The organism is Paenibacillus silviterrae (assembly GCF_030167925.1).
Lineage (GTDB): Bacteria > Bacillota > Bacilli > Paenibacillales > NBRC-103111 > Paenibacillus_G > Paenibacillus_G silviterrae.
Map to the genome: position 1 here is coordinate 2,093,287 of NZ_JASKUT010000002.1, position 21,261 is coordinate 2,114,547.

12 protein-coding genes are annotated in these 21,261 nt (G+C 48.1%); 9 read left to right on the forward strand and 3 right to left on the reverse strand.

Going from position 1 to position 21,261, the window contains the following annotated elements; translation table 11 throughout:
• Positions 1-9 precede the first annotated feature (9 nt).
• Positions 10-1,485, forward strand: coding sequence for a sulfatase family protein (locus QMO62_RS32100; protein ID WP_284646559.1), 1,476 nt, complete (start codon positions 10-12; stop codon positions 1,483-1,485).
• A gap of 62 nt (positions 1,486-1,547) precedes the next feature.
• Here QMO62_RS32100 and QMO62_RS32105 read toward each other — a convergent pair whose 3' ends face one another.
• On the reverse strand, positions 1,548-3,107 hold the full coding sequence (locus QMO62_RS32105) for a copper amine oxidase N-terminal domain-containing protein (RefSeq protein ID WP_284646560.1): 1,560 nt from the start codon (positions 3,105-3,107) through the stop codon (positions 1,548-1,550).
• Positions 3,108-3,652: 545 nt separating this feature from the next.
• Between QMO62_RS32105 and pelA the strand changes: the two genes are divergently transcribed.
• Complete coding sequence (gene pelA, locus QMO62_RS32110; protein ID WP_284646565.1) at positions 3,653-5,380, forward strand: pectate lyase; 1,728 nt, start codon at positions 3,653-3,655, stop codon at positions 5,378-5,380.
• A 149-nt stretch (positions 5,381-5,529) separates the two neighbouring features.
• Complete coding sequence (locus QMO62_RS32115; protein ID WP_284646567.1) at positions 5,530-7,002, forward strand: hypothetical protein; 1,473 nt, start codon at positions 5,530-5,532, stop codon at positions 7,000-7,002.
• Positions 7,003-7,053: 51 nt separating this feature from the next.
• On the opposite strand, the gene QMO62_RS32120 is transcribed toward QMO62_RS32115, so the two are convergent.
• On the reverse strand, positions 7,054-7,743 hold the full coding sequence (locus QMO62_RS32120) for a hypothetical protein (RefSeq protein ID WP_284646568.1): 690 nt from the start codon (positions 7,741-7,743) through the stop codon (positions 7,054-7,056).
• Positions 7,744-8,145: 402 nt separating this feature from the next.
• Here QMO62_RS32120 and QMO62_RS33675 point away from each other — a divergent pair, with 402 nt between their 5' ends.
• The 3 genes from QMO62_RS33675 to QMO62_RS32140 all read left to right on the forward strand — a co-directional run bounded on the left by QMO62_RS33675 (position 8,146) and on the right by QMO62_RS32140 (position 16,209).
• Positions 8,146-8,808: a sulfatase/phosphatase domain-containing protein gene (locus QMO62_RS33675; RefSeq protein ID WP_504928723.1), complete on the forward strand. Its 663-nt coding sequence runs from the start codon at positions 8,146-8,148 to the stop codon at positions 8,806-8,808.
• A 77-nt stretch (positions 8,809-8,885) separates the two neighbouring features.
• Positions 8,886-9,125, forward strand: a complete 240-nt coding sequence (locus QMO62_RS32135; protein WP_284646573.1) for a hypothetical protein — start codon at positions 8,886-8,888, stop codon at positions 9,123-9,125.
• Positions 9,126-9,411: 286 nt separating this feature from the next.
• Positions 9,412-16,209, forward strand: coding sequence for an S-layer homology domain-containing protein (locus QMO62_RS32140; protein WP_284646574.1), 6,798 nt, complete (start codon positions 9,412-9,414; stop codon positions 16,207-16,209).
• 462 nt (positions 16,210-16,671) lie between these two features.
• Here the strand turns inward: QMO62_RS32140 and QMO62_RS32145 are convergent, their stop codons facing one another.
• Positions 16,672-17,583 carry a LysR family transcriptional regulator gene (locus QMO62_RS32145; RefSeq protein WP_284646575.1) on the reverse strand — a complete coding sequence of 304 codons (912 nt, stop codon included), beginning with the start codon at positions 17,581-17,583 and terminating at the stop codon, positions 16,672-16,674.
• Between the two features lie 199 nt (positions 17,584-17,782).
• On the opposite strand from QMO62_RS32145, the gene QMO62_RS32150 reads away from it, so the two are divergent.
• From QMO62_RS32150 to QMO62_RS32160, 3 genes are all read left to right on the forward strand, one after another.
• Positions 17,783-18,253, forward strand: a complete 471-nt coding sequence (locus QMO62_RS32150) for a DinB family protein (RefSeq protein WP_372516751.1) — start codon at positions 17,783-17,785, stop codon at positions 18,251-18,253.
• A 48-nt stretch (positions 18,254-18,301) separates the two neighbouring features.
• On the forward strand, positions 18,302-18,703 hold the full coding sequence (locus QMO62_RS32155) for a nuclear transport factor 2 family protein (protein ID WP_284646576.1): 402 nt from the start codon (positions 18,302-18,304) through the stop codon (positions 18,701-18,703).
• A 252-nt stretch (positions 18,704-18,955) separates the two neighbouring features.
• Positions 18,956-21,238, forward strand: a complete 2,283-nt coding sequence (locus tag QMO62_RS32160) for an AraC family transcriptional regulator (RefSeq protein ID WP_284646577.1) — start codon at positions 18,956-18,958, stop codon at positions 21,236-21,238.
• Positions 21,239-21,261: the final 23 nt, after the last annotated feature.

A 21,261-nucleotide genomic window follows, 5' to 3' on the forward strand; every position in this document is an offset into this window, starting at 1 on the left:
TGACAGCCTATGAAGGCGATACTGATCTTGTTCGATTCGCTGAATCGGCATATGCTTCCCCCCTACGGCTGCGATTGGGTCCACGCACCGAATTTTAACAGATTGGCGAAGAGGAGCGTCACCTTCGACAACAGCTGGGTAGGGAGCATGCCGTGCATGCCGGCCAGGCGTGATATGCTGACGGGCCGATACAATTTTCTTCATCGAAGCTGGGGACCGCTGGAGCCGTTCGACGACTCTATGCCAGCTTTGCTCAAGCGGCACGGGGTCTATTCGCATCTGGTAAGCGACCATTACCATTATTGGGAGCCGGGCGGAGCCACCTACCACAGCCAGTACAACACTTGGGAATTCGTGCGGGGACAAGAGGGCGACCCTTGGAAGGGGGAGATCGCGGAACCGGACATCCCCGAGCATGTCGGACAATTCGAAGGATACCGGGGGCAGCTGTTCCGGCAGGACTGGATCAACCGGAAGTATATGTCCAAGGAAGAGCTCCATCCGCAGGCCGAAACGTTCGGCAAAGGCATCGAGTTTATCCGCACGAACCGGAACGAGGACCGCTGGCTGCTGCAGATAGAGGCGTTCGATCCGCACGAGCCGTTCTTTTCTCATCAGAAATATAAAGATCTGTACCCGCACGACTACAGCGGGAAGCATTTCGATTGGCCGGGCTACCATCCCGTACAGGAAACAAGGGAGGAAGCGGAGCACTGCAAGTATGAATACGCTGCGCTGCTAAGCATGTGCGACGACTACTTGGGACGGGTGCTGGATGTCATGGACGAATGTGACCTATGGAAGGACACGATGCTGATCGTGACTACGGATCATGGTTTTCTCCTGGGGGAGCACGACTGGTGGGCGAAAAACATCATGCCGTTCTACAACGAGATTGCACGAACACCGTTATTTGTATGGGATCCCCGGGAGCAGCGGCAGGATGAAAGGTGCGGCGGACTAACGCAGCTCATCGATTTGGCCCCGACCCTGCTGGATTTCTTCGGCGTACCTGTGCCCCCGGATATGCAGGGCATCCCCCTGCGTACAACGCTGCATTCGGAAGGGAGCAAGCCGGCTAGGGAGGCCGTGCTCTTCGGCATTCACGGCGGACATGTCAACTGCACTGACGGACGATATGTGTACATGCGCGCGCCGGCCCGACCGGATAATACACCGCTTAACAATTACACGCTGATGCCTGCACATATGGCCTCGATGTTCGCCGTGTCCGAGCTTCAGGAGCTTGAACTGGCTGAGCCGTTTTCATTCACCAAGGGGATCAGGACGCTGAAGATCCCGGCTTCTTCTTACTTACAAGCACATAAGTATGGTACCTTGTTGTTTGATTTGGAGCAGGATCCGGGGCAGCAGCATCCGATACGTAATGAAGAAGCGGAAAGTCGTATGGTCAGACTCCTGAGTCGGCTTATGAAGGAGCATGATGCACCGCAGGAGCAGTATGAGCGGCTGGGGATTTCCTAGGATAAAGGAACAAGGCTGTTCCCCGATCATGGGGGCAGCCTTGTTACCGTGTAATTTGATTGTTAGTCACGTTCCACTAGAATGCTGTACAATTCGCCTTCGGGTACGACAACACGGGCGCCTAATTGTTCAGCGAGGAAACGGAGAGGAACGAACATGATTCCTCCCATATGCTTGGCCGGGCCCGGCATCTCGACCGATTCACCGTTCACCTGGGCCTGCCGGCTGTTTGCGCTGAATAAGATTGTTTGGGAGCCTGCCTCAACGGTTACCTCCTCCTGATCCAAATCTAGGATGGGCGAGCCATAGCCCAGATTGTAGGCAAGTATTCTCGCCGGTACGTAAGCGGTATTGTCCGAGATAAATACAGGGGGATTGGACCGGTAGTCACCCGAGGCCAGCAGTACGCGAGTGCGATCGAGTACGTAAGACTGATCCATTACATACATCGTAATGCTCTTTCTCGTCAGTTTCAGATCATTCTTCAGGAAGCGATATAAGGCAGAGGTTTCGTCCACTTGCTGCAGCAGCTTTTCGGAGGTATCCAGGTCATTCAACTGGATTCCGTCCGTTAGGCTTAACGCATCAGGTACCATACTTTCCCCATCGGATATCTTCACACGTTCATAAGACAGTTGTATTTCCCCGCCGCGTAAGCCACTATTTTCACTTAACAGATTCCCTGCGGATATCTTAAGATCGATTCCCCGGGCCATTTGATTCGAATCCACGTTTAAGGTCACACTTGCCTGTACATTCTGAAGTTCCTGCAAATCACTCTCATCAGGCTTGTTCAAAGAAAGGAAGGCTAGCAACGCTTTCTCCACACCGTAAATCCCTTCAACCGACATCTGCTTATCATCGTAAAATGCCGCAAAGCTCTCCGGTTGGTTCTTGAACTCCGTCGTTATATAGTCGTGAATGACACTAGCCAGCTGCCGAAGCCCTTGATCATCCAAGGCGATGTTACGCAGGTGGCCTCTTACCAGCTCCAGCAGCTCTACACCGTTTGCGTGGAATGACGTCTCCACGCCTCCGTAGCTTTTCCCTGATGGTTTCACTGTTAAGCCCTTCGCGGTCGGCAGGTTGGACAAGCTAAGCTTTAGCAGTTCCTGCACGATCGAATCCTTGCTTGTGTGCGTTCCTTCCATTACATAATCTGAAGCATATCCGAGTAACGGGACGCTATAGAGCAAATTCGTTGGAGCAAACACGCGGGCCACACTATTCCCGAACAGGAGCGTATCCTTGGCACCCTTCACCTGAGCCGCCGCTTGTCCATCCTTCATATAGAGATGAAACGGGATCGACGATCCGTCTTTTTGTAAAAGCCCCTTTGCAGACCAAGAGCTTGTTACATGGTTCACTTTCATATCCGTAAGCGTCAGCTTGGCTCCATTCAAGGCACGGTAGCGATCTAGCGTCCTTTTCTCATAGCTCATTAATGCGGGTATAACCTCTTCGTCTAAATCAAAGCGGAAACTGACCGACAGCTTGCCCTCATAGGCCTGCAGCTCCACTTCCTTCTCCGACAGCTTGTTCAGCGCTATGCCTGTCGCCTGTGTACAGCCGGCCAAAAGCAGCATTACCGCAAGCAGCAGCGGTACTATGATTTTTCGCATGTTCGACGCTCCTTCATTATGTACACTTTGTATTACACAGTAATGTACATTCTACTCGATGGGGCGTGCGAAGTTTGTCGATTCGTGTTGGAAGTCTATGTAAAATGATAAAAAGTGTACTTCCTTTTCGATGAATCGTACAGCCAGTAAGCATACTTCGCCTCTTCTCGGATATCCTATGGAAAAACGCAGGAAGCGGGGACTGGAAGAATGAAATCCGTTGTGCTCATCGGCGGCTCGGGTATTGTGGGAACGGCATTGACAAAGGCATGGAAGGATCGGTACCGGATGACGGTGCTGGATATGCGGGAGTAGGGGAAAATCATCAAAAATAGCAAATATTGCAAATGTCTTGAAAAGTGAGCAAATCCTGCACTGGTGATAAATACCCCTTTCACTTATGCTGGAAGGGAATGATTCCATCCTAAAATTCTATATGTAAGAGGGGGGAAGTGACAGAAGCGAAACGGTTCTTGTTCTTCTAAGACTAGTAATGAAAGCGTATACAACAAAATCAATAGTTGGAGGATGAACACTGTATGCCGATGAACATCAAAAAAAGAATAATGATTCCCGTCCTTTGCTCTGCACAGCTCATGCTGCTGCTATCAGCCGTCCATGCGGAGACCGGTGCAGCAGATGCGAACACTTCGCTGAAGATCTTGAAGGCGGAAGCGACCTCGCCTACCACCTTTCAGATAACGTTGAATCAAAAGCTGAACAGCTTTCAGCCGGCTGACCTTCAGCTTCAATCTGCTTTGGGCGATTGGACTAGCCTAAACCCGCAGCTCACCCCCAATTTTAGCTTAAAGCAAAGCAATATGACTACAAACGATGCCGGCCAAACGGTTATCACATTGGAGACCAATGAGGCGGTGCGGCCTGATGCTACGATTCCAAGGCCTGTCACGGAGGATCCGAAGAAGGTTCCTTTCTTAAATACAGCCTACTACACGGGAGATCGAGCGAAGGATATTCAGCAGGCTGATTACCTGCTCTCATGGCAGATGGAGCATGGCGGGTGGTATAAATTCAGTACGCAATACAAACGCGCTTGGAACGGCACCGAAAAGAGATCGGATTGGCTCGGTCCAAACGGTGTGGAGCTTGGAACGATAGATAACAATGCAACGACGAATGAAATTTTATTCCTCTCCGTTATGTATAAGGAAACGGGGGATATCCGCTACAGGGAGGCAGTGCAAAAGGGTATCGGCTTCCTGCTCCGGATGCAGTATCCGACCGGCGGCTGGGCGCAGGTGTATCCTGCCAGGAACGGCTATTCCGATTACGTTACCTTCAACGATAACGCAATGATTCGTGTGATGAACGTTTTGAAAATGGCTAAGTCTAAGGCTTATCCGTTTAATACGGATATATTGAGCGAGGATGCCGGTTTGAAAATTCAGGAGAGTCTCGACCGAGGACTGGATTTTATCCTGAAATCGCAAATCAAGGTGGGGGGCCTTCTCACGGCATGGTGTGCCCAGCATGATCCGGTGACGTATGAGCCTCGCGGTGCGCGTGCCTACGAGCACCCTTCCATCTCCGGGTCGGAATCGATCGAGATTATCAAATATTTGATCGCCCATCCGGACGAGACGCCGGAAATTCGACATGCTGTGGATAGCGCGCTGGGATGGTTCGATGCGAATAAGCTAAGCGGAATCAACTACATTTCGGGAGATCCGAACAATGTATACTTCGTACCGAATCCGGCTGTCGATACGTGGTATCGCTTTTATCAGATCGGTACGAATAAGCCTATTTTCTCCGGGCGCGACGGGGTGATCAAACACAATATTCTCGAGATCGAGGAAGAACGAAGAAACGGCTACCGTTGGGCCGGTTCTTGGGCACAGAAGCTGCTGCAAACGATGAAGACGACCGGGTATTACGAGGGCCGCGTGTTTGTAAAAATCGTCGGCAGCGAATCCCGTTCGGAGACGGGGCAAGCATTCACTCCGGGAGAGCTGAAACGCATCGAGGATGCTATCGCTCCTTCCCTTGAGCTGGTTCCTCCAGGGAGGAAAACAGGCAATCATTACAATGTAGACAGTGCTTCCCTAGTGCTGAAGGGGAGTTTGAATGAAGCGGCTTCAGTAAAGGTGAACGGAGTGGATGCGGAAGCTCTGGAGAACCTGGGCTTCGAATCCAAGCCGACAGCGCTACAGCCGGGTCAAAATGAAATCACGATCACCGCTGTAGACAAGAGCGGGAATTCCGCGTCTGCGAGCGTTCAGGTCGTGCCGACAGGTGAAGCAAAGCGGTAGAGCTCCGGTCCGGACGGGGTTTTACAGTAGACCGCTCCTTTGGGAATGTTACCAAAGGAGCGGTCTTTTTCTTTACTGGTTAGCTGTTTGTCCACATTTCCGAATATCTGGTATAATTTATTAAATATATCTTGTACTAGGAGATAACGATGGATTATACCAGAAACGCCAATAAACAAGCGAAATACTCTCCGACACAAGGGAAGAGTGTGATACAGCAGAGTAAGGCTATTTCACCGAACGCTAACTCTATCATGCAAATGCAGAAGGAATATGGAAATAGAGTCACACAACAATTAATCTCTCAATTTCAGTCAAAATATAGTTCTAATGAAAAGCCTATTCAAAGGACTCTATATCACAAAACTGGTAAAAAGCGATTAAATGAGTATGGCTATTATAAAACTCTATATCAAAGACATAGTGATGCAATCGATAAACTGGAAAATCAGACAGATGATATCTATGTTTCAAGCCAGCAAGAATTAAAGGATTTAATTTGGAAAATAGAGTCCAATAAAATGGTTGATGAGCCTATGTATACAACAAGAGCATTATCAGAAATAGAAGAAGAAAAACAGACCAACGATCCGAATGTTGTCTTCGAATATTATGCTGAAGATTATCTTACACCAGAAGACTACAATGATCCCGATATAATAAGTTCTTTAAAAAAAGTTCAAGAAGCCCTTAGTAAATCTAATCGCTATTTAACTGATGATGAATTTAATAATGAAGACAGGGCAATAGAGATAATTTTTACAATATATAGGAGCATTGCCAATCCTTCTGACACAGATATTACCCTAAAAGTATTACGTTACGCATTAACTGGAGAGACTTTTACACGTGGTCACGCGATTGGAGGATTAGGATCACTAGGACTGACGCAGGACAATGAACTTACAGGTAGACCGGATTTTGATTTTAGAACGCAGGATGAGTTCAAGAATCGGGCTGTAACTCATCACATTCGGCATATTACGGCTTGGCACAATATCAGAACTTTTTTGAATATGGTACGAGGCGCTTTTAAAGATTCAAACTTCATTAAAGAAATTAATAATCTTTTGAACACTGTTAACGCCAACGAGAAAATACAAACACTAAATAACAAGGGAATAGGCGATAGATTTAATCATCACTATGAAAATAAGAAGGGTGTTATAGCTGATGATACTCCAGAAAAAGTTCTTATGAAAACTGCATTCTTCATGAATAGTGCTATTAAAAACCTTTGGGCTGGCGGAGGAAAGGAGAATGTCTCCCGGAATACTTTCGGAGGCTTTCTAAATGAAAAAATCGATAACCTAGACATGTTCAATGTTAAAGGTACAATAGACGCGATTGGTAATTACAGAGCATCCTTGGCTAGTCTCAAAAAAATTAGAGATGACTTGCATGATGACTTAGAAGTCATATATCAGAACAATAGTTTAAATGTAGCGGCTATAAAAGCTCGTATTGAGCAAGCGTACCGTACAATTGAAATAGATTATGATCAAACCTCCAATGCTAAAAATGGCGTAGTACACCAAAAAATAATGGAAATAGTCAGAGGTGATGTTAAGAAACTAACAGTAGAAGAGGTGTATGAGATAATAAAAAACTTTGTCAAATAGTACTGTTGAGGTGAGGAAATTAAAAAAGCCGCCAATGGGCAGCTTCATCTTTTACTTAAAAATATCGAACCTATTATCTTTTAATACGGCAGTTAAACCAAACTTGCTGTTATTATCAAATGTCATAGGATAGTATGTTACATCATTATAAACTAAAAAAGGATACTGCTCTTTTCCATTATCTACCCATACATCATTGACATAAATATTGAATGATGGAAGATGAGCATACATGTTTACAGGCTGAGTAGAGGATGCTTCAATACGTTTAAAATGTACTCCATTCCCAATTTCAGTACCAGTTTTTCTTAATGATAAGCCTACTTCATTTGTCCAAGTGTTTTCAATCGTAAGAGTTGAACACATATCATAATTCAAAGGTGCGTAGATGATATCATTATAAATAAAAAATGGGTATTCTAAGGTGTAATTTTGAGCGTCAGAAGCTCCAGTTTTATAGTTGATATAAATCTTAAATGTTGGAAGTGTAACTTTAACATGCCCATCGGGAATAACTTCTTCAGCATCGGATGTTGGAGGGACGGGTTCATTTGTTGGAAACTCACCTATGAAAAAGCCTCCAGTGTGCGAGTGATATCCTTTGCATAGGCGTTTCATATATGCCTCATTTGAACATTCATGGCCACCGTATCTATCTAGTCTGCCTGAGTGTGCAAAAGATGTAGTAGATAGTGTGACTGCTAGAACTACCGAAATGACAAGCAGTTTTAAAAAACGCATAGAATTTCACTCCTGTATAGTTATTATTGCCTATACGACAATATCAGATTGTGGCTATAGTCGCAATAAAATATGTAAATTTAATTACATTCTATTTTATATACTTACTAGGATCATCCGGACGGGGTGGAAAAGCTGAAGGCTCGGGCTTGCAACAAGAAACAAAAGAGCCTACCAGCAATGCACGGTAGACTCTTTGGGATTCCTCATAATTAACAAATTACACCATGAAACCAGCCGACAATATGATTACCAAAAGAATGAACAGCACGAGTACGAAGGCAGCACCACCGCCTGTACCGTAACCACCACATGCACCTACAGCTCCCATTTTTATCACCCACCCCGTCAATTGTGTTTACGTTGTTACATTGTATTGTATGCATTCCTGCTGTCTTGTGTATGGACGTCCGTCTGAATCCTTGGATATTGGGCGGCTTTTTCGCATTTGCAACTCCATACGAACATGGCGAAATACTGGGTGAGCATGGAGTATGGGAAAAACAGAAGTTTTTTGAGGGAAGTGCCCGAGTACCGTTAATCATACGCTGGTCGAAAGGCTTCGAAGGCGGTAGGAACGTTAAGGAAAATGTGAATTTATGTGATCTATTCTCTACATTGTGCGGCTTAGCGGAAATTACCATCCCCCATGGACTGGATAGTCGTATATTAGCGCCATTATTTAAGAGGAGATTGCCCTTGGTTATTCGCTATTGTGGTCCAAAGGGCGGCCAGGCATGCCGGAGATGCTATCGGTTGCCGCTCCAATTGCCGCTAAGGGTTCTGCCTGGGAATTTGCCCCATTACGGATGGCAGGTTCTCGGCGGCTGCGGGCCCGTTGGATGCGGCAGGCTCGTTGCTGCCGGGAGCTACGGAGATGAAGACGGCGCCAGCGCCGGCTCCGGAGCCCGAAATGAAGTCGGCGCCGGCCCCAGCACCGTGTTTGAGATGAAGACAGCACCGACAACAGCCCCGGCACCCGCACCGGCACCGGAGATCAAGACACCGACGGCACCGACCCCGGATCTAAGCAAAGCGGTTTCGGAAGTATTTCAGGTTACTTAGGGCAGCTACTCGGTGGAGCGGAACGCGAGCACGCGGATGCGAAACCGAGTGATATTGGACCGAAGGACTCAAAGCCAGTGCCGGATAGCAAAACGTCGTTGCCGCATGTGGAAGCCAAGCAGCCGCAGGACGGCAAGATTGTAAGCGGCGATACGAAGCATACGTCGCAATGGAAGTTTCCGACAGCCCCAGTGGAATCAAAGCCCGCATCGGAAAGCAAGCCTTCGTCCCCGTCGGAGTCGAAGCCCGCACCTGATAGCAAGTCGTCGTCCCAGACAGAGTCGAAGTCATCGCATGACAGAAAGATCAAACGCTGAGATTCGAAGCCATAGCAGGATTTCACCCAATTTATTTCATCATCAAAGCTGAAATAACTACTGAACCCACCCAGAAATAGGGTGGGTTATTTTTTCTCCCTGTATAATTTGCCCGTCTTTAGTAAAGTTAAGGACTGATAACAGTTATTCTAGGGATGAAAAATAAATTTATATAAAATTATCATTGCACTGATGCTCCCCTAACAGTCAATGCTTATGATGGAGCAGTGTGTGATGGGGTTATGGGAATAACCAAAAACTGTAATTTAAGGGAGAGGGAGCATTGTTGTCACGAAAGATGTTGAAAAAAGCGGTTAGTACTATTGCGGCAATGTCGCTAGTTGTCGGCACGTTGTTTCCAAGTGTTCCAAGTTTGGCTTCAGCAGCCCCCGCAGCGGATACAGCCGCACACTGGGCAGCTAAAGAGATCGGGCTGTGGATGGATTTGGAGCTCAGCCAAGGCTATGAGGACGGTTCATTTCGTCCGGATGCACCGATTAGCCGGGCGGAGTTTATCGCACTGGTCAATCGGGTCTTTGACCTTCGCACATCGGCAGCTCCGGCGTTTTCAGATGTCCGAGGTACGGATTGGTTTTATTCGGAAATCGGCAGAGCGGTTTCCGCGGGCTACATCTCCGGATACGAAGACGGCACGATCAAGCCTGCTCAGACCATCACAAGACAAGAGGTCGCGGTTGCGGTCAGTAAGCTTGTGAAAGCCACTGCAGCGGACAAGCCGGCGGAGTTCAAGGACGCAAGTGAATTCCCGGCATGGAGCAAGGAGGCCATTCAAGCGCTCACAGCAGCCGGGTATTTGAACGGGTATCCTGATCAGACCTTCCGGCCGCAGCAGTCGATCACGCGGGCAGAAGCTTTAATTACACTGAATAAGGCGAATGCTTTTACGCGTGAGATGAAGGCATTTGACAAGGCGGGGACATATCAGGGGGATGTAAAAGGACACGTTGTGGTCCAATCACCTGACGTGAAGCTAGAGAATATGACGATTGACGGGAACCTGGTTCTTGCTGCTTCCATTGGCGAGGGCGAGGCTCTTTTGAAAAAAGTCACGGTAAAAGGCAAAACTCTCGTAAAGGGCGGCGGACCGAACTCCATCACGTTGGAGGACTCGAAGCTTGGCGAGGTGTCCGTCAACAAAGCGAATGGAGACGTACGACTTGTTGCCAACGGAAGCACGACGGTACAGAGCGTAGAAGTGAATTCCGGCGTGAAGCTGGAGGGGAACTCCAAGGACGGCTACGGCAGCGTGCAGGTGTCCAAAGACATTCCTTCGGGCTCCTCGGTTCAGGTTGCCGGGAATGTGCAGTCACTTATCGTGAGCGGCGCTTCCGCTACGGTTACGCTTAAGGACGGCAGTATTAGGGAAATGAAGCTTGAAGCCAATTCCACCATTAAAGTGGAAGGCGGGATCATCGAAAGCTTTGTAATTAACTCCAATGCAGGACAAGCCAAGATCGACCTGGGCGCGAATGCGGTGGTCAAGTCCATGACCGTTGACTCCAACGTGCAGGTGACGGGCAGTGGAACCATCGGGTCCGCGAAAATCAACAAGAGTGGCGCTGACCTTGGCGTTACTCCGTTAAAGACAGAGATCAGCGAAGGCGTACAGGCGAAGGTAGGCGGCAAGGACGTAACCTCGACCAATCCGGGCAATTCCGGCAGCACTCCTTCTGCTGGCAGCAGCAATGGCAATAATAATGGCAATGGCTCATCGAACTCGGATGACAACGGTCCAAGTGACTCCGGCGAGCAGAACCGGACACCGGAGCCGCCGGCACAGCTGGCAGCAACGACAGGTCATCAGTATGTGACGCTTAGCTGGACAGCTCCTAACGATTCCGAGGTTGCCGGGTATAACGCATATCTTGACGGTCAGAAGATCAACGATGCTCTTATCACCAAAACAAAATTTACCCGAATCGGCTTAACGAACGGGCAAAAATATAGCTTCGACGTAACTAGCGTAAGCTCTCGCGGCAAGGAATCCCGCAAAACAACGGTGGAGGCTACGCCGGTACTGACCGGGAACATTCCCGTGCAGCTGCTGAGCATTAACGATCTTCATGGAAAGATCGACCAGACTTACACCGAAACGGTACCGGGCTATTCGGAGAAAGTTAAAATCGGTCGGATTGACTATACGGCAGCTTACCTTCGCCAGCGTGAGGAAACAAACCCTTACACTCTGATGGTAGAACCCGGCGATTTGTGGGGTGGAAGCTCACCCGTATCGGCGCTTCTCCAGGATGAACCGACAATAGAAATTTTCGAGGCGCTTGGCATGGATGTAGGTACATTAGGGAACCACGAGTTTGACGAAGGCACTCAGGAAATGCTTCGCATGGTTAATGGCGGGGAGCATCCGAGGGGAACCAAGGGCTATAATGGCATCAGCTTCCCGATCGTTGCTGCCAATGTAAAGTATGAAGCCACAAATCAGCATGTATTGCCCCCATACATCGTCAAAGAAGTTGCAGGGGTAAAGATCGGATTTATCGGGATTGTTACCGAAGCGACACCTGGGATTGTAATTCCCGAGGGAATTACAGACATCAAATTCACCAATGCAAGAGAAGCTGTAAATGAATCCGTTGCGGAGCTTAAGCAACAAGGTGTGAAAGCAATCGTCGTGTTGGCACACTTAGACGCAACGCAAGAAGCGAGCGGCACGATTTCCGGTCCGGCGGCAGAGCTGGCGAATGCGGTTGACGACGAAGTCGATGTGATTTTCGCCGCACACAACCACAAGATAGTCAATGGAACGGTTGATAACAAGCTGATCGTACAGGCCTACGAATATGGTAAAGCGATCGTGGATGTAGATTTGCAGATCGATCCGGCTACACACGATATCGTATCCAAACAGGGCGAGATCGTTTATGCGGTCCAGGATGCGATTACACCGGATGCGGAGATCGCAGCAATTTTAACAAAGTATGAGCAGGCTGTCGCTTCAAAAATCAATGAGGTTGTAGGCCATGCAACGACACCGATTCTTCGTGGAGAAAACGGAACCAGCGGTTACGTCAACCAAGGTGACCATCCGCTCGGCAATCTTATCGCTGATGGCATGAAACATGCGATGGGAGCTGATTTTGCCTTAATGAATGGCGGCGGCATTCGGGATAATCTTGCTGAGGCCGGCGACATCACATGGGGCGAGTTGTTCAATATTCAGCCATTCAACAACGTGCTTGTTAAGTTTACAGTGACCGGTGCGGAGCTGGAGCAGATCATGAATTCCCAGATCTCCCAATACGGTGCGGACTATAGCATCGCAGGCTTTAAATATAAGTGGGACCGCACAACAAGCAAGGTCGTTGAGATGAAGCTCTTGAACGACCAGCCAATCTATCCTGCACAAGAGTACACGCTGGTTGTTAACAATTACATGTTCGGCGCCAATAAGACGATTGTTGCTATGAACAAGATGGCAATTACGGGACCGGAGGATCTTGAAGCAACCGTTAATTATGTGCGGAGCTTCGAACGTCCGATTTCTGCAGCGGACTTCCCGTTAGGCCGAGTGGTGAAGCTGGAAGGCACGTCAACCGATGCAGGCAAGAAGAGCATTGCAGAAGCAAGAGCACTTGCAGCAGGTTCAACGGTAACGATTGAGGGTATAGCCATCTCCCAGTCGGGCGGATGGGGAAGCAAGGGCTTCTACATTCAGGATGCAACCGGCGGCGCGTATGTTTATCAAAGCGCTGCGGATGTAGTTCCCGGAGATAAGCTTCGTTTTACTGCGACAACGGGAAGCTTCAACGGAGAATTCCAGTTTGCACCGGATTCGAACGGCATTGCCAAGATCGGTTCGGAAGCCGTGCCGGCTCCTGTCATCATTGAGCCGAACGGCGTAACTGTCTCCAATCAGGGTACATTGGTTAAGCTCATTGGTGTAACGATCGCTGACCTAACTAAGTTCTCCTATGATACGTTTGAGTTTAATGCAGTTAAAGACGCCGTATATTCTAGAGTTCGCGTTGATAACAGGACTGGACTGAGCTATAACAATTTTACTTTTAAAAATGGCAATGTCGTCAATGTTACCGGGGTTGCCTCTGTATTCAACTCACTGTTTCAAGTAAAGCCGCGCGGTGTGGCGGATATCGTTCCTGTGAACATGACGGACGCGGATGCCGTGGCAATGGATAAAGCGGCGTTAGCCATCGGATACGGCAGCGGGGATTCGGCAACGAATGTAACAGCAAAACTGACTCTTCCGGTTAGCGGTTCAAACGGCACGGCGGTTGCATGGGCATCCAATGATCCCGCCATATCGACAAGCGGCTCCGTAACGCGACCTGCGGAAGGTCAAGCGGATAAGCAAGTAACCTTGACGGCAACCATCACGAAGGGTACGGCGAGTGATACCAAGACCTTCATGGTAACGGTGAAGGCAGAAATATCGACAACCACGCCAATTACCATTGCCGATGCACGTACCCGCGTGAATTCGACGGTAATGATAGAAGGCATCGTAACGGCCGATAACTCTGCTCTTGGCGGTACAAAGCTTTCCACGTATATGCAGGATGAAACGGGTGCCATTAACATTTTCAAGAGCAATATGACAGGTATTCCTGACCTTAAGGAAGGCGACCGTGTTCGTGCAAAGGGAGTTATTAAGCTTTACAGCAATTTGACTGAAATTGAAGTTACCGAAGTAACGGTGCTCAGCTCCGGCAATGCACTACCGGCTGCAAAGCCTACGTCTATTGCCAATCTGCAAAATGCTGCGACAGCCGAGAGCATGGAAGGCCAATTGGTCAGCCTGAAGGTTTACATTGGTACGACTAGCGTTACGGCAGTAGGCGGCGGCTATAACGTACCGGTGATTGATGGTGATTTTAATACCTTAACGATGCGTGTTATGGAAGGCACGAACGTTTATCCGGCCTTGCAATCCCGCAAGTGGTATGATGTAACGGCGATTGTGAATCAGTATGGAAGCGACTACCAGCTGATTCCGCGCAAGGTGACGGATCTGTCTCTCTCGGCTGCGCAGCCTGCGATTCCAGCGACGGTCGACTCGACCATTAGCAGTGTTGTCGATGGGGATACCGTACATTTATCAACGAAATACATCGGCACGGACACGATTCGTTTTGTCAATATTGACACGCCGGAGACCTACCATATTACGAATGCATCGTTCGATTATAGTCAGGTTTACTCAGGATCAGACGAAACAAGCATGAATAATAACCAAAAGGCGCACGGCGAAAGAGCCAAGCTTTACTTGAAGTCTCTGCTGCCTGTAGGGGAAGCGGTAACTTTAAAATTCGGACCGGAGCTGATGGACGGCAACGGACGGATTCTGGGTGAAATCATTCGGAAGAGCGATAATACCAACATCAATTTGGAGATGGTGAAGCAAGGGCAAGCCTCTACATATTACATTTGGCCGATCGATGAGGTAGGCTACAATACCTTCTCCGAGGCGGAAAAGGAAGCGATCCGGTTCGAGCGGGGCATTTGGAATCCGGCCGATCCGGCAACCGAATTGCCGTTTGTCTTCCGTGCCAGAGAGCAGAAGAAGGGTTTATCCAGACCTACGGGCAACCGTGAAACGAAAACGTATGTCCCAGCTGAGGACTATGCTCAGGTACCTGTGGAATACCGCGTTTTCTTCAACAGCGAAGAGGAAGCTCAGCGGAACGGTTATACAGCGGCTGCAGGGAAAACGCCGATTGGTGATTTAGCCAAGACGGCAAGCGGCAACACGACGGTGGACCTTTCCTTTACAGCTCCGGCCGGTGCGACATCGGTAAAAATTCAGCAGTCCAGCAACAATGGTACGGTGTATTATGATTCTCAAACGGCTGCTACTCTGACTGCAGCTTCGACTACGGCGCAGGTCGTTGGCTTGGAAACAGGTACGAACTACAAGTTTAAGCTGGTTGTACAAGGAGGCAATAGTGCAGGCTATTCCAACGCGGTTGACGCTGCAACGAATGTTGTTGCAGGTCCGATCAGTAACTTTAACGCAGTCGGGTCAACGTATTCCACAGTAGATTTTAGCTTCAGGGCTCCAACGGATGCTTCGGTAGTTAAGGTTACTTATTCCATAGACGGCGGAAGCACCTACTTGGATGCTGTAACTGCTGCACCTTTGACTGCAGCCTCCACGTATGCTACGGCGAAGCAGCTTGCGGCGTCCACAGCTTACAAATTCAGACTGGATATAACGGGCGGACCTTATGCGGGAACTTCGAACATCGTAGATGTTACTACAAGCGCAGCACCAGTAACACCGATTACAACCATGGCTGTAACGGGCAAGACATCGAGCTCTATCACGCTTGGCTTCCCGGCTCCTACGGGAGCTACCGTCGTGAAGATGACGTACTCCGCGGATAACGGGACGAGTTGGCTGGATGCACCTCTTGTGCTGAATGCAAGCTCGGTAACAGCACAGGTTTACGGGTTGAATGCGGGTACTTTCTATAAGTTCAAGCTTGTCGTAACGGGTGGGCAGTATGAAGGTGAATCCAATATTGTTTCCCAAACTACGGATGGGGTGCCGGGCTCCTCAACGGAGTTGTTCTTCTCGGAATATTTGATCAATGGCGGAAGCAACAAGGCATTGGAAATCTATAACGGTACTTCCGGAAGTATCGATTTATCCAAGTATACTGTGGTTCAGTATAATAATGGCAGCACAACGGTAGGGTCTTATAAGTTGACGCTAAGCGGCACTCTTGCGCCCGGCAGCGTATACGTCATTGTCAATAACAGTGCTGCTGACAAAGCGACAATGAATGCTAACCTGTTATCAACTTCAAGTGTTATGGGCTTCAATGGAGATGATGCTATTGCACTGTATAAAAATTTTGTGAGTGATTCGAATACAGGTGTATTGGTTGACCTGATCGGGAAAATTGGATTTGACCCAGGTACTGCATGGACTAGTGGCACACTTTCGACTTCGACCCCGACTAAGCTGATCCGCAAGGCTTCCATTAATAAAGGCGTGGAAGCAAATCCAGCCGATTTTGACCCATCTCTGGAATGGATTGGCGGGACAAGCAGCGATTACACTACGCTAGGGAATAAATAAAACGGTGTTGAGGAAATTTGACATTCAGCTAAACATTCCTGTATAGCCTAAGAAATGGGCTTGGTCAAAAAGGGAGCGCCTCAATATGATGGGTTTGTCCACGGGTTTGAAACCCAACACCATCAAGGAGGCGCTCTTCCTACGAATTTTAAGCAAGCTGAGCACAAAATCAACGAATTGAATTGCGAAAGTAAATGTATCTAGCCACACTCACATTCACACCAATCGAGACGGCAGCACAGCTGCTGATGATTGCCATAATGGTACTTATGGTCGTTAAGCCATTTTAAAGGTTTGGAGTTTCGTTGCTTGATACCGCTGAAACGTATGGCAAGAGGATATAAAAGCGGATGATATTCGTAAAAAATTGCCCCGTTTCCAAGGTGCCCGTGACAAAGGCTGCCGCGATCGGCAGCCTTGTTAAGAGTTTTGGTGACTTCGTTTGCCTGCGTATGGCGAAATCTACCCGAGCGACCTTTGGGTACGATCCATTACACTTTGTATGTAGGTCTGAAGCACATCTATGAACAGCTTAGCCGCCTGCCCCATGAACCTGTCCGTGCGGTATATAATGCAGATGTCTTGGCTTGGAGTAGGATTAAGCAGCTTGACGGCGGAGATATTCTCACGATTCAGAAAATCCAGCAGTAGACGGGGGAGAATACAAGCTCCAATCCCTTGTTCCACCAGCGTTAGAAGCGTGGATAACGTTGAAGTCACGATCGGATTGTCGATCGATATCCCTTGATCCTGACAGCAGGATTGGATCACTTTAGTAATCTGATGCTCTGGGCTGAACATCACCATCCTCAGCTGCTGTAGCTGTTCGAACGGGATGGCCTTCGACTTGGCGAGAGGGTGGTCCGAGCGAATAGCCAACGCGAATTCCTCATGGAACAAGGGGATGATGGCAATACGCTCATCCGTTTTGATAGGAACCGTGGTAACCCCGAGATCCCTGGTGCCGGCGGCAACCTGTTCATACACGTCCGTGGACTCCGTGACGCTGATCGAAAGCTTGGGATAAGCCCGGTGGAAGTCGACTAGCAGAGCGTCAAACAGTAAGTCCCCATCACCCGGAAGGATCCCGATGTCCAGCCGGCCCCCCTCCATTTTCTTCAGATCCGCAATCGCTCCTTGGATATAATCGATTCGTTCAAAGATGAGCCGGCTTTGCTCCAATAAGATTTTACCCGCTTCCGTTAATGCAATCCGCTTGCCGATACGGTCGAACAGGGGGAGACCTAACTCGTTCTCCAGAAACTTGATCTGCTGACTAAGATTCGACTGTGTGGTACAGAGATTCTCAGCCGCTTTGGAGAAATGCATCTCCTTACATATTGCGGCAAAATATTCAAGCTGCCTCAGTTCCATCCCACCGAGCTCCTTTCGATTCGCTTAACTCCTTTATCATTATAACTGGGGCAGCGTAGTTTTCACATTTTTCCTAGTGATCATTACTGATACCGATCATTTGCATCGGAATTACGTGATTGTTGCGTTATGAATGAGGAGGTAAACTTGGGTTAAGAAAGCGAAACACATGATACAAAACAAATCAGGGAGGCGTTTCATGGTGACACAATCGATTATTAACACCGGCAAAGTACTGCATCAGGTCGTGATTGGCCAGCTTCAGGGAGTAGCGGAGGGATATTTCGACAAGCTGCCGGAAGGCTTCAACAATACCATCCGCTGGAATGTCGGCCATATGATTTATTGGATGGATAAGTATTCTACCTTAAGCTTCGGCTCCCCGTCGGCCATACCTGATTCGTATGAAATGCTGTTTAACTCTGGAACAAAGCCCTTGGACTGGACGGTTGCTCCTCCATCAAAGGAGGAGTTGGTCGGGATGTTAATGGCCCAGCTTTCCCGCCTATCTGAGCTGACACCTGAAATGTTGGACGAGAAGCTTTCAACTCCTTATTCTTTGGGACCGTTCCAATTCAATACCGCCAGCGAGTTGTTCAACTTCGCGCTGATTCACGAAGCCATTCATCTTGGAACGATTTCGAGCCAGCTGAAGGTCCTATCCCGCTAGCTAATGAAAAGCAAGTGTCCAATAAACCATAATGAGGAGGCTTATTTTATGGAAAAATCCATAGGCTCAGTCCCATCCCGAACTTGCGAAGTGTTTGATGCTTTTAGGCGGGCTTTCGAAACAGGGCATACAATCGATTTTCTTAAGAAGGTTACGGAAGATTTTCATTTTTCCGTTCCGCTCCCGCTAGAGGGGTGGAATCACGAGCAGCAAGGCAAAGCACGGTTCGAGGAATTGATCAGGTTTGAGCGCTCGGTATTGCAGGTGCAGCTGACTCCGCTTATCGAGCTTGAGAACGAGGACAACGGGATGGTGGTGTTTCGCGCGGAAGGTTCGTTGCAGGGGCTGCCTTATCACAATGAGCTTGCGGTCGTCTTCGAGTTCGAGGCAGAGCGGATCCGATCCTTCCGCGAATATGTAGGCATGCCGTTAAAAAACTACGTGGATTGAGCAGGTAACGGCCATACAAGAAGGAGCAGGAAGAATTGAAAGAACGTTACGCCGAATTTCATTTGGGCGCTTAGGATTCAACCGTACAGTCATTAGGCTGTACGGTTTTTCCGATTGTATTGAAAGCTCTATTGGATACTGAAATTATGTACTTGATTGGTAAGATTCGTACTGGACTCGCCGAAACAACTGACTTACTATTGTTCTAAGGTTCGATTATTGCTTCTATTACATAACAAGGACGGTTTTTTCATGTGGGATCGGTTTAAGCCGAAGAAGATGTACTTAAGCATATTTTTGTATTCCTGCATTGTGGTAACTCTTCTCACCCTGATGTTTACCGTGTTTTTGAGCAAGCAGTTCGCCAAAAGCGCAATAGAGGAGTTGGAGAAGTCCAATCAAGAGAAAATGAAGCAAGTCGTAAAATCCTCAGAATACACATTGCAGAAGCTGCGTCAGTTTGCTTTGAGAATTTATTCGGATGAGAGAATCGCGCTTTGGATGAACATGGAGAAAACCGATTACTCTCCAATGACTTTGAATAAAGCTACGATGAGCGTAAGGGAATTTATGAGCAGTGAACCGCTTATCGATACCATTTATTTAATCAATTTCGACCTCAATCAAATTTACACATCCGATTCCAGTATCTATACAACGGACGATTTCTATGATCAAACGATCTTACATTATATTAAAAATCAGAAAACGCCCTATCTTCAATATTTCAATCATGAGGTGAAGGGCGAATCGTATCTTGCGCTTGTCGTACCGGCAGCCGGGCCTAATCAAAACTATCAGGGCTTCGCAGCAATCCTTTTCAGTAAACCCTTACTGAACGAGAACATGCTGCAAGTCTCCAAAGAGGATCAGAACAAGATTTATATTGAAAGCAAAAATAAAGAGTTCATCCTAGGAAATACACATCCTGAAATAACGAAAGCGCTAATGGAAACGGATGTAACGTCAACCGTATCGGAGCATCAGAGACGGGAATGGAATTCGGGCAATGTCACCTGGTCCGTCCAAACGGATCGGCTGCCCATAGAGGGATGGAATGTGTATCACTTGGCGCCGATCACTTTATGGCAGGCGAAGGTAGCTAAGGTTCGTTTTGAAATTATCGGTTCCTCCATCATTCTGCTGTTGACCTTACTGTTATATTTGTTTTGGCAATCCTACCGCAGCTTCAAGCCGATAAGCGATTTAGCCACACAAATGAAAAGCAAGCTTGGCAAAGAGCATACCGCCCTGCAGCCAACGAGTGCCTATAATGAAATGGAATGGATTCATTCCGGTTTCCACTCACTCGTAGAGAAGATTGAACAATTGGATCTATCCATTAAGAGCAGCAAAGCCTTGGTGAAGGAAGATATTTTGCGTCAATGGATTCTGAATTCCAAGTCTTACAAGCCGATGGAACCATTTATTACAACCCAAACAAGCATACTTCAAACGGGATGGTTCCGTATAGCCGTTGTTCGATTGGAATCGTACGGCCGCTTCGAAGAACAATTCGATTTCGCTTCTCGCAAGCTGATGCGTTTTGCCATGGGAAACATTATGGGCGAAGTCTTGATGAACCATGGGTACGCTGCGGAAACGGTCGATTTCGGCTCCGACCATATCGTGGCTCTCATTTCCGCACCCGCCTCGGGAGATGACTTGTCTCAGATGAAAGGGGTACTTGAGGAAGCAAGGGTACAGATCAGGAGATGGATTAAACTGGAAGTGAATGCGGCGGTCAGTTCCGTGCTTGATGTTGAGGAAAACTTGCAAATCATTTATTCTCAGCTTTACGAACTAACGCTGCTGAGATTCATTAATAACGAGGACAAAGTATTCACCTTTGAAGATCTGGACCGGTACGAACGAGTCAAGGACAGCGATCTCGATGAAGGGCTGTTAAAGCAGGTTATCCACTCCGTTCAGCTCAAGAACGAAAAGGCGCTGGAAGGATATTTGGATCAGCTCACCTCACATATGCAAGAACTGAGTTATGAGGAATGCAAGCTGCAGCTGACCCACATTGTGTATTCAATTATGAAAAGCTTTAAAAATTACAGCACGTTTCAAGGGCTAAAAGGGATCCATGCCTTTCTGGAACAATTTGCTACCCTCCGTGAAGTGAAAACGTGGCTGTACAGAGAAATGCTGCAAATTATGGATCAGCAGCGCAAGAAGAATACATCGGGCAGGAAGGAAGAGATTGCCGCGGAGATGATCGAATACGTGCGAAACCATCTTCACAATCCGATGCTGTCCGTGGATGACATCGCGGCTCATGTATCCATGTCCGTGAACTATACCAGACAAATATTTAAGGACCATTTTCACTGTTCCTTGTCCGACTATATTTTAAAGCAAAGAATAGAACTCGCCGCGAAGCTGCTTAAAACGACCGACTGGACGGTTGCGGATATAACGGAACGGTCCGGTTTTCAAACCAAGAGCACCTTCTTCACGGCGTTCAAACGGGCTACCGGGATGACACCGAACCAATACCGCATGGAAAACACGGAAGAACAGCCGTAAATTTCGTACTTCGCTGCTTTGAG

What these genes read in the sequence shown, in the direction of transcription:
- QMO62_RS32100 (WP_284646559.1), top strand. Translation starts at nt 10, where the DNA reads ATGAAGGCGATACTGATCTTGTTCGATTCGCTGAATCGGCATATGCTT.
- QMO62_RS32105 (WP_284646560.1), bottom strand. Translation starts at nt 3,107, where the DNA reads ATGCGAAAAATCATAGTACCGCTGCTGCTTGCGGTAATGCTGCTTTTG.
- pelA (WP_284646565.1), top strand. Translation starts at nt 3,653, where the DNA reads ATGAACATCAAAAAAAGAATAATGATTCCCGTCCTTTGCTCTGCACAG.
- QMO62_RS32115 (WP_284646567.1), top strand. Translation starts at nt 5,530, where the DNA reads ATGGATTATACCAGAAACGCCAATAAACAAGCGAAATACTCTCCGACA.
- QMO62_RS32120 (WP_284646568.1), bottom strand. Translation starts at nt 7,743, where the DNA reads ATGCGTTTTTTAAAACTGCTTGTCATTTCGGTAGTTCTAGCAGTCACA.
- QMO62_RS33675 (WP_504928723.1), top strand. Translation starts at nt 8,146, where the DNA reads ATGGACGTCCGTCTGAATCCTTGGATATTGGGCGGCTTTTTCGCATTT.
- QMO62_RS32145 (WP_284646575.1), bottom strand. Translation starts at nt 17,583, where the DNA reads ATGGAACTGAGGCAGCTTGAATATTTTGCCGCAATATGTAAGGAGATG.
- QMO62_RS32150 (WP_372516751.1), top strand. Translation starts at nt 17,783, where the DNA reads ATGGTGACACAATCGATTATTAACACCGGCAAAGTACTGCATCAGGTC.
- QMO62_RS32155 (WP_284646576.1), top strand. Translation starts at nt 18,302, where the DNA reads ATGGAAAAATCCATAGGCTCAGTCCCATCCCGAACTTGCGAAGTGTTT.
- QMO62_RS32160 (WP_284646577.1), top strand. Translation starts at nt 18,956, where the DNA reads ATGTGGGATCGGTTTAAGCCGAAGAAGATGTACTTAAGCATATTTTTG.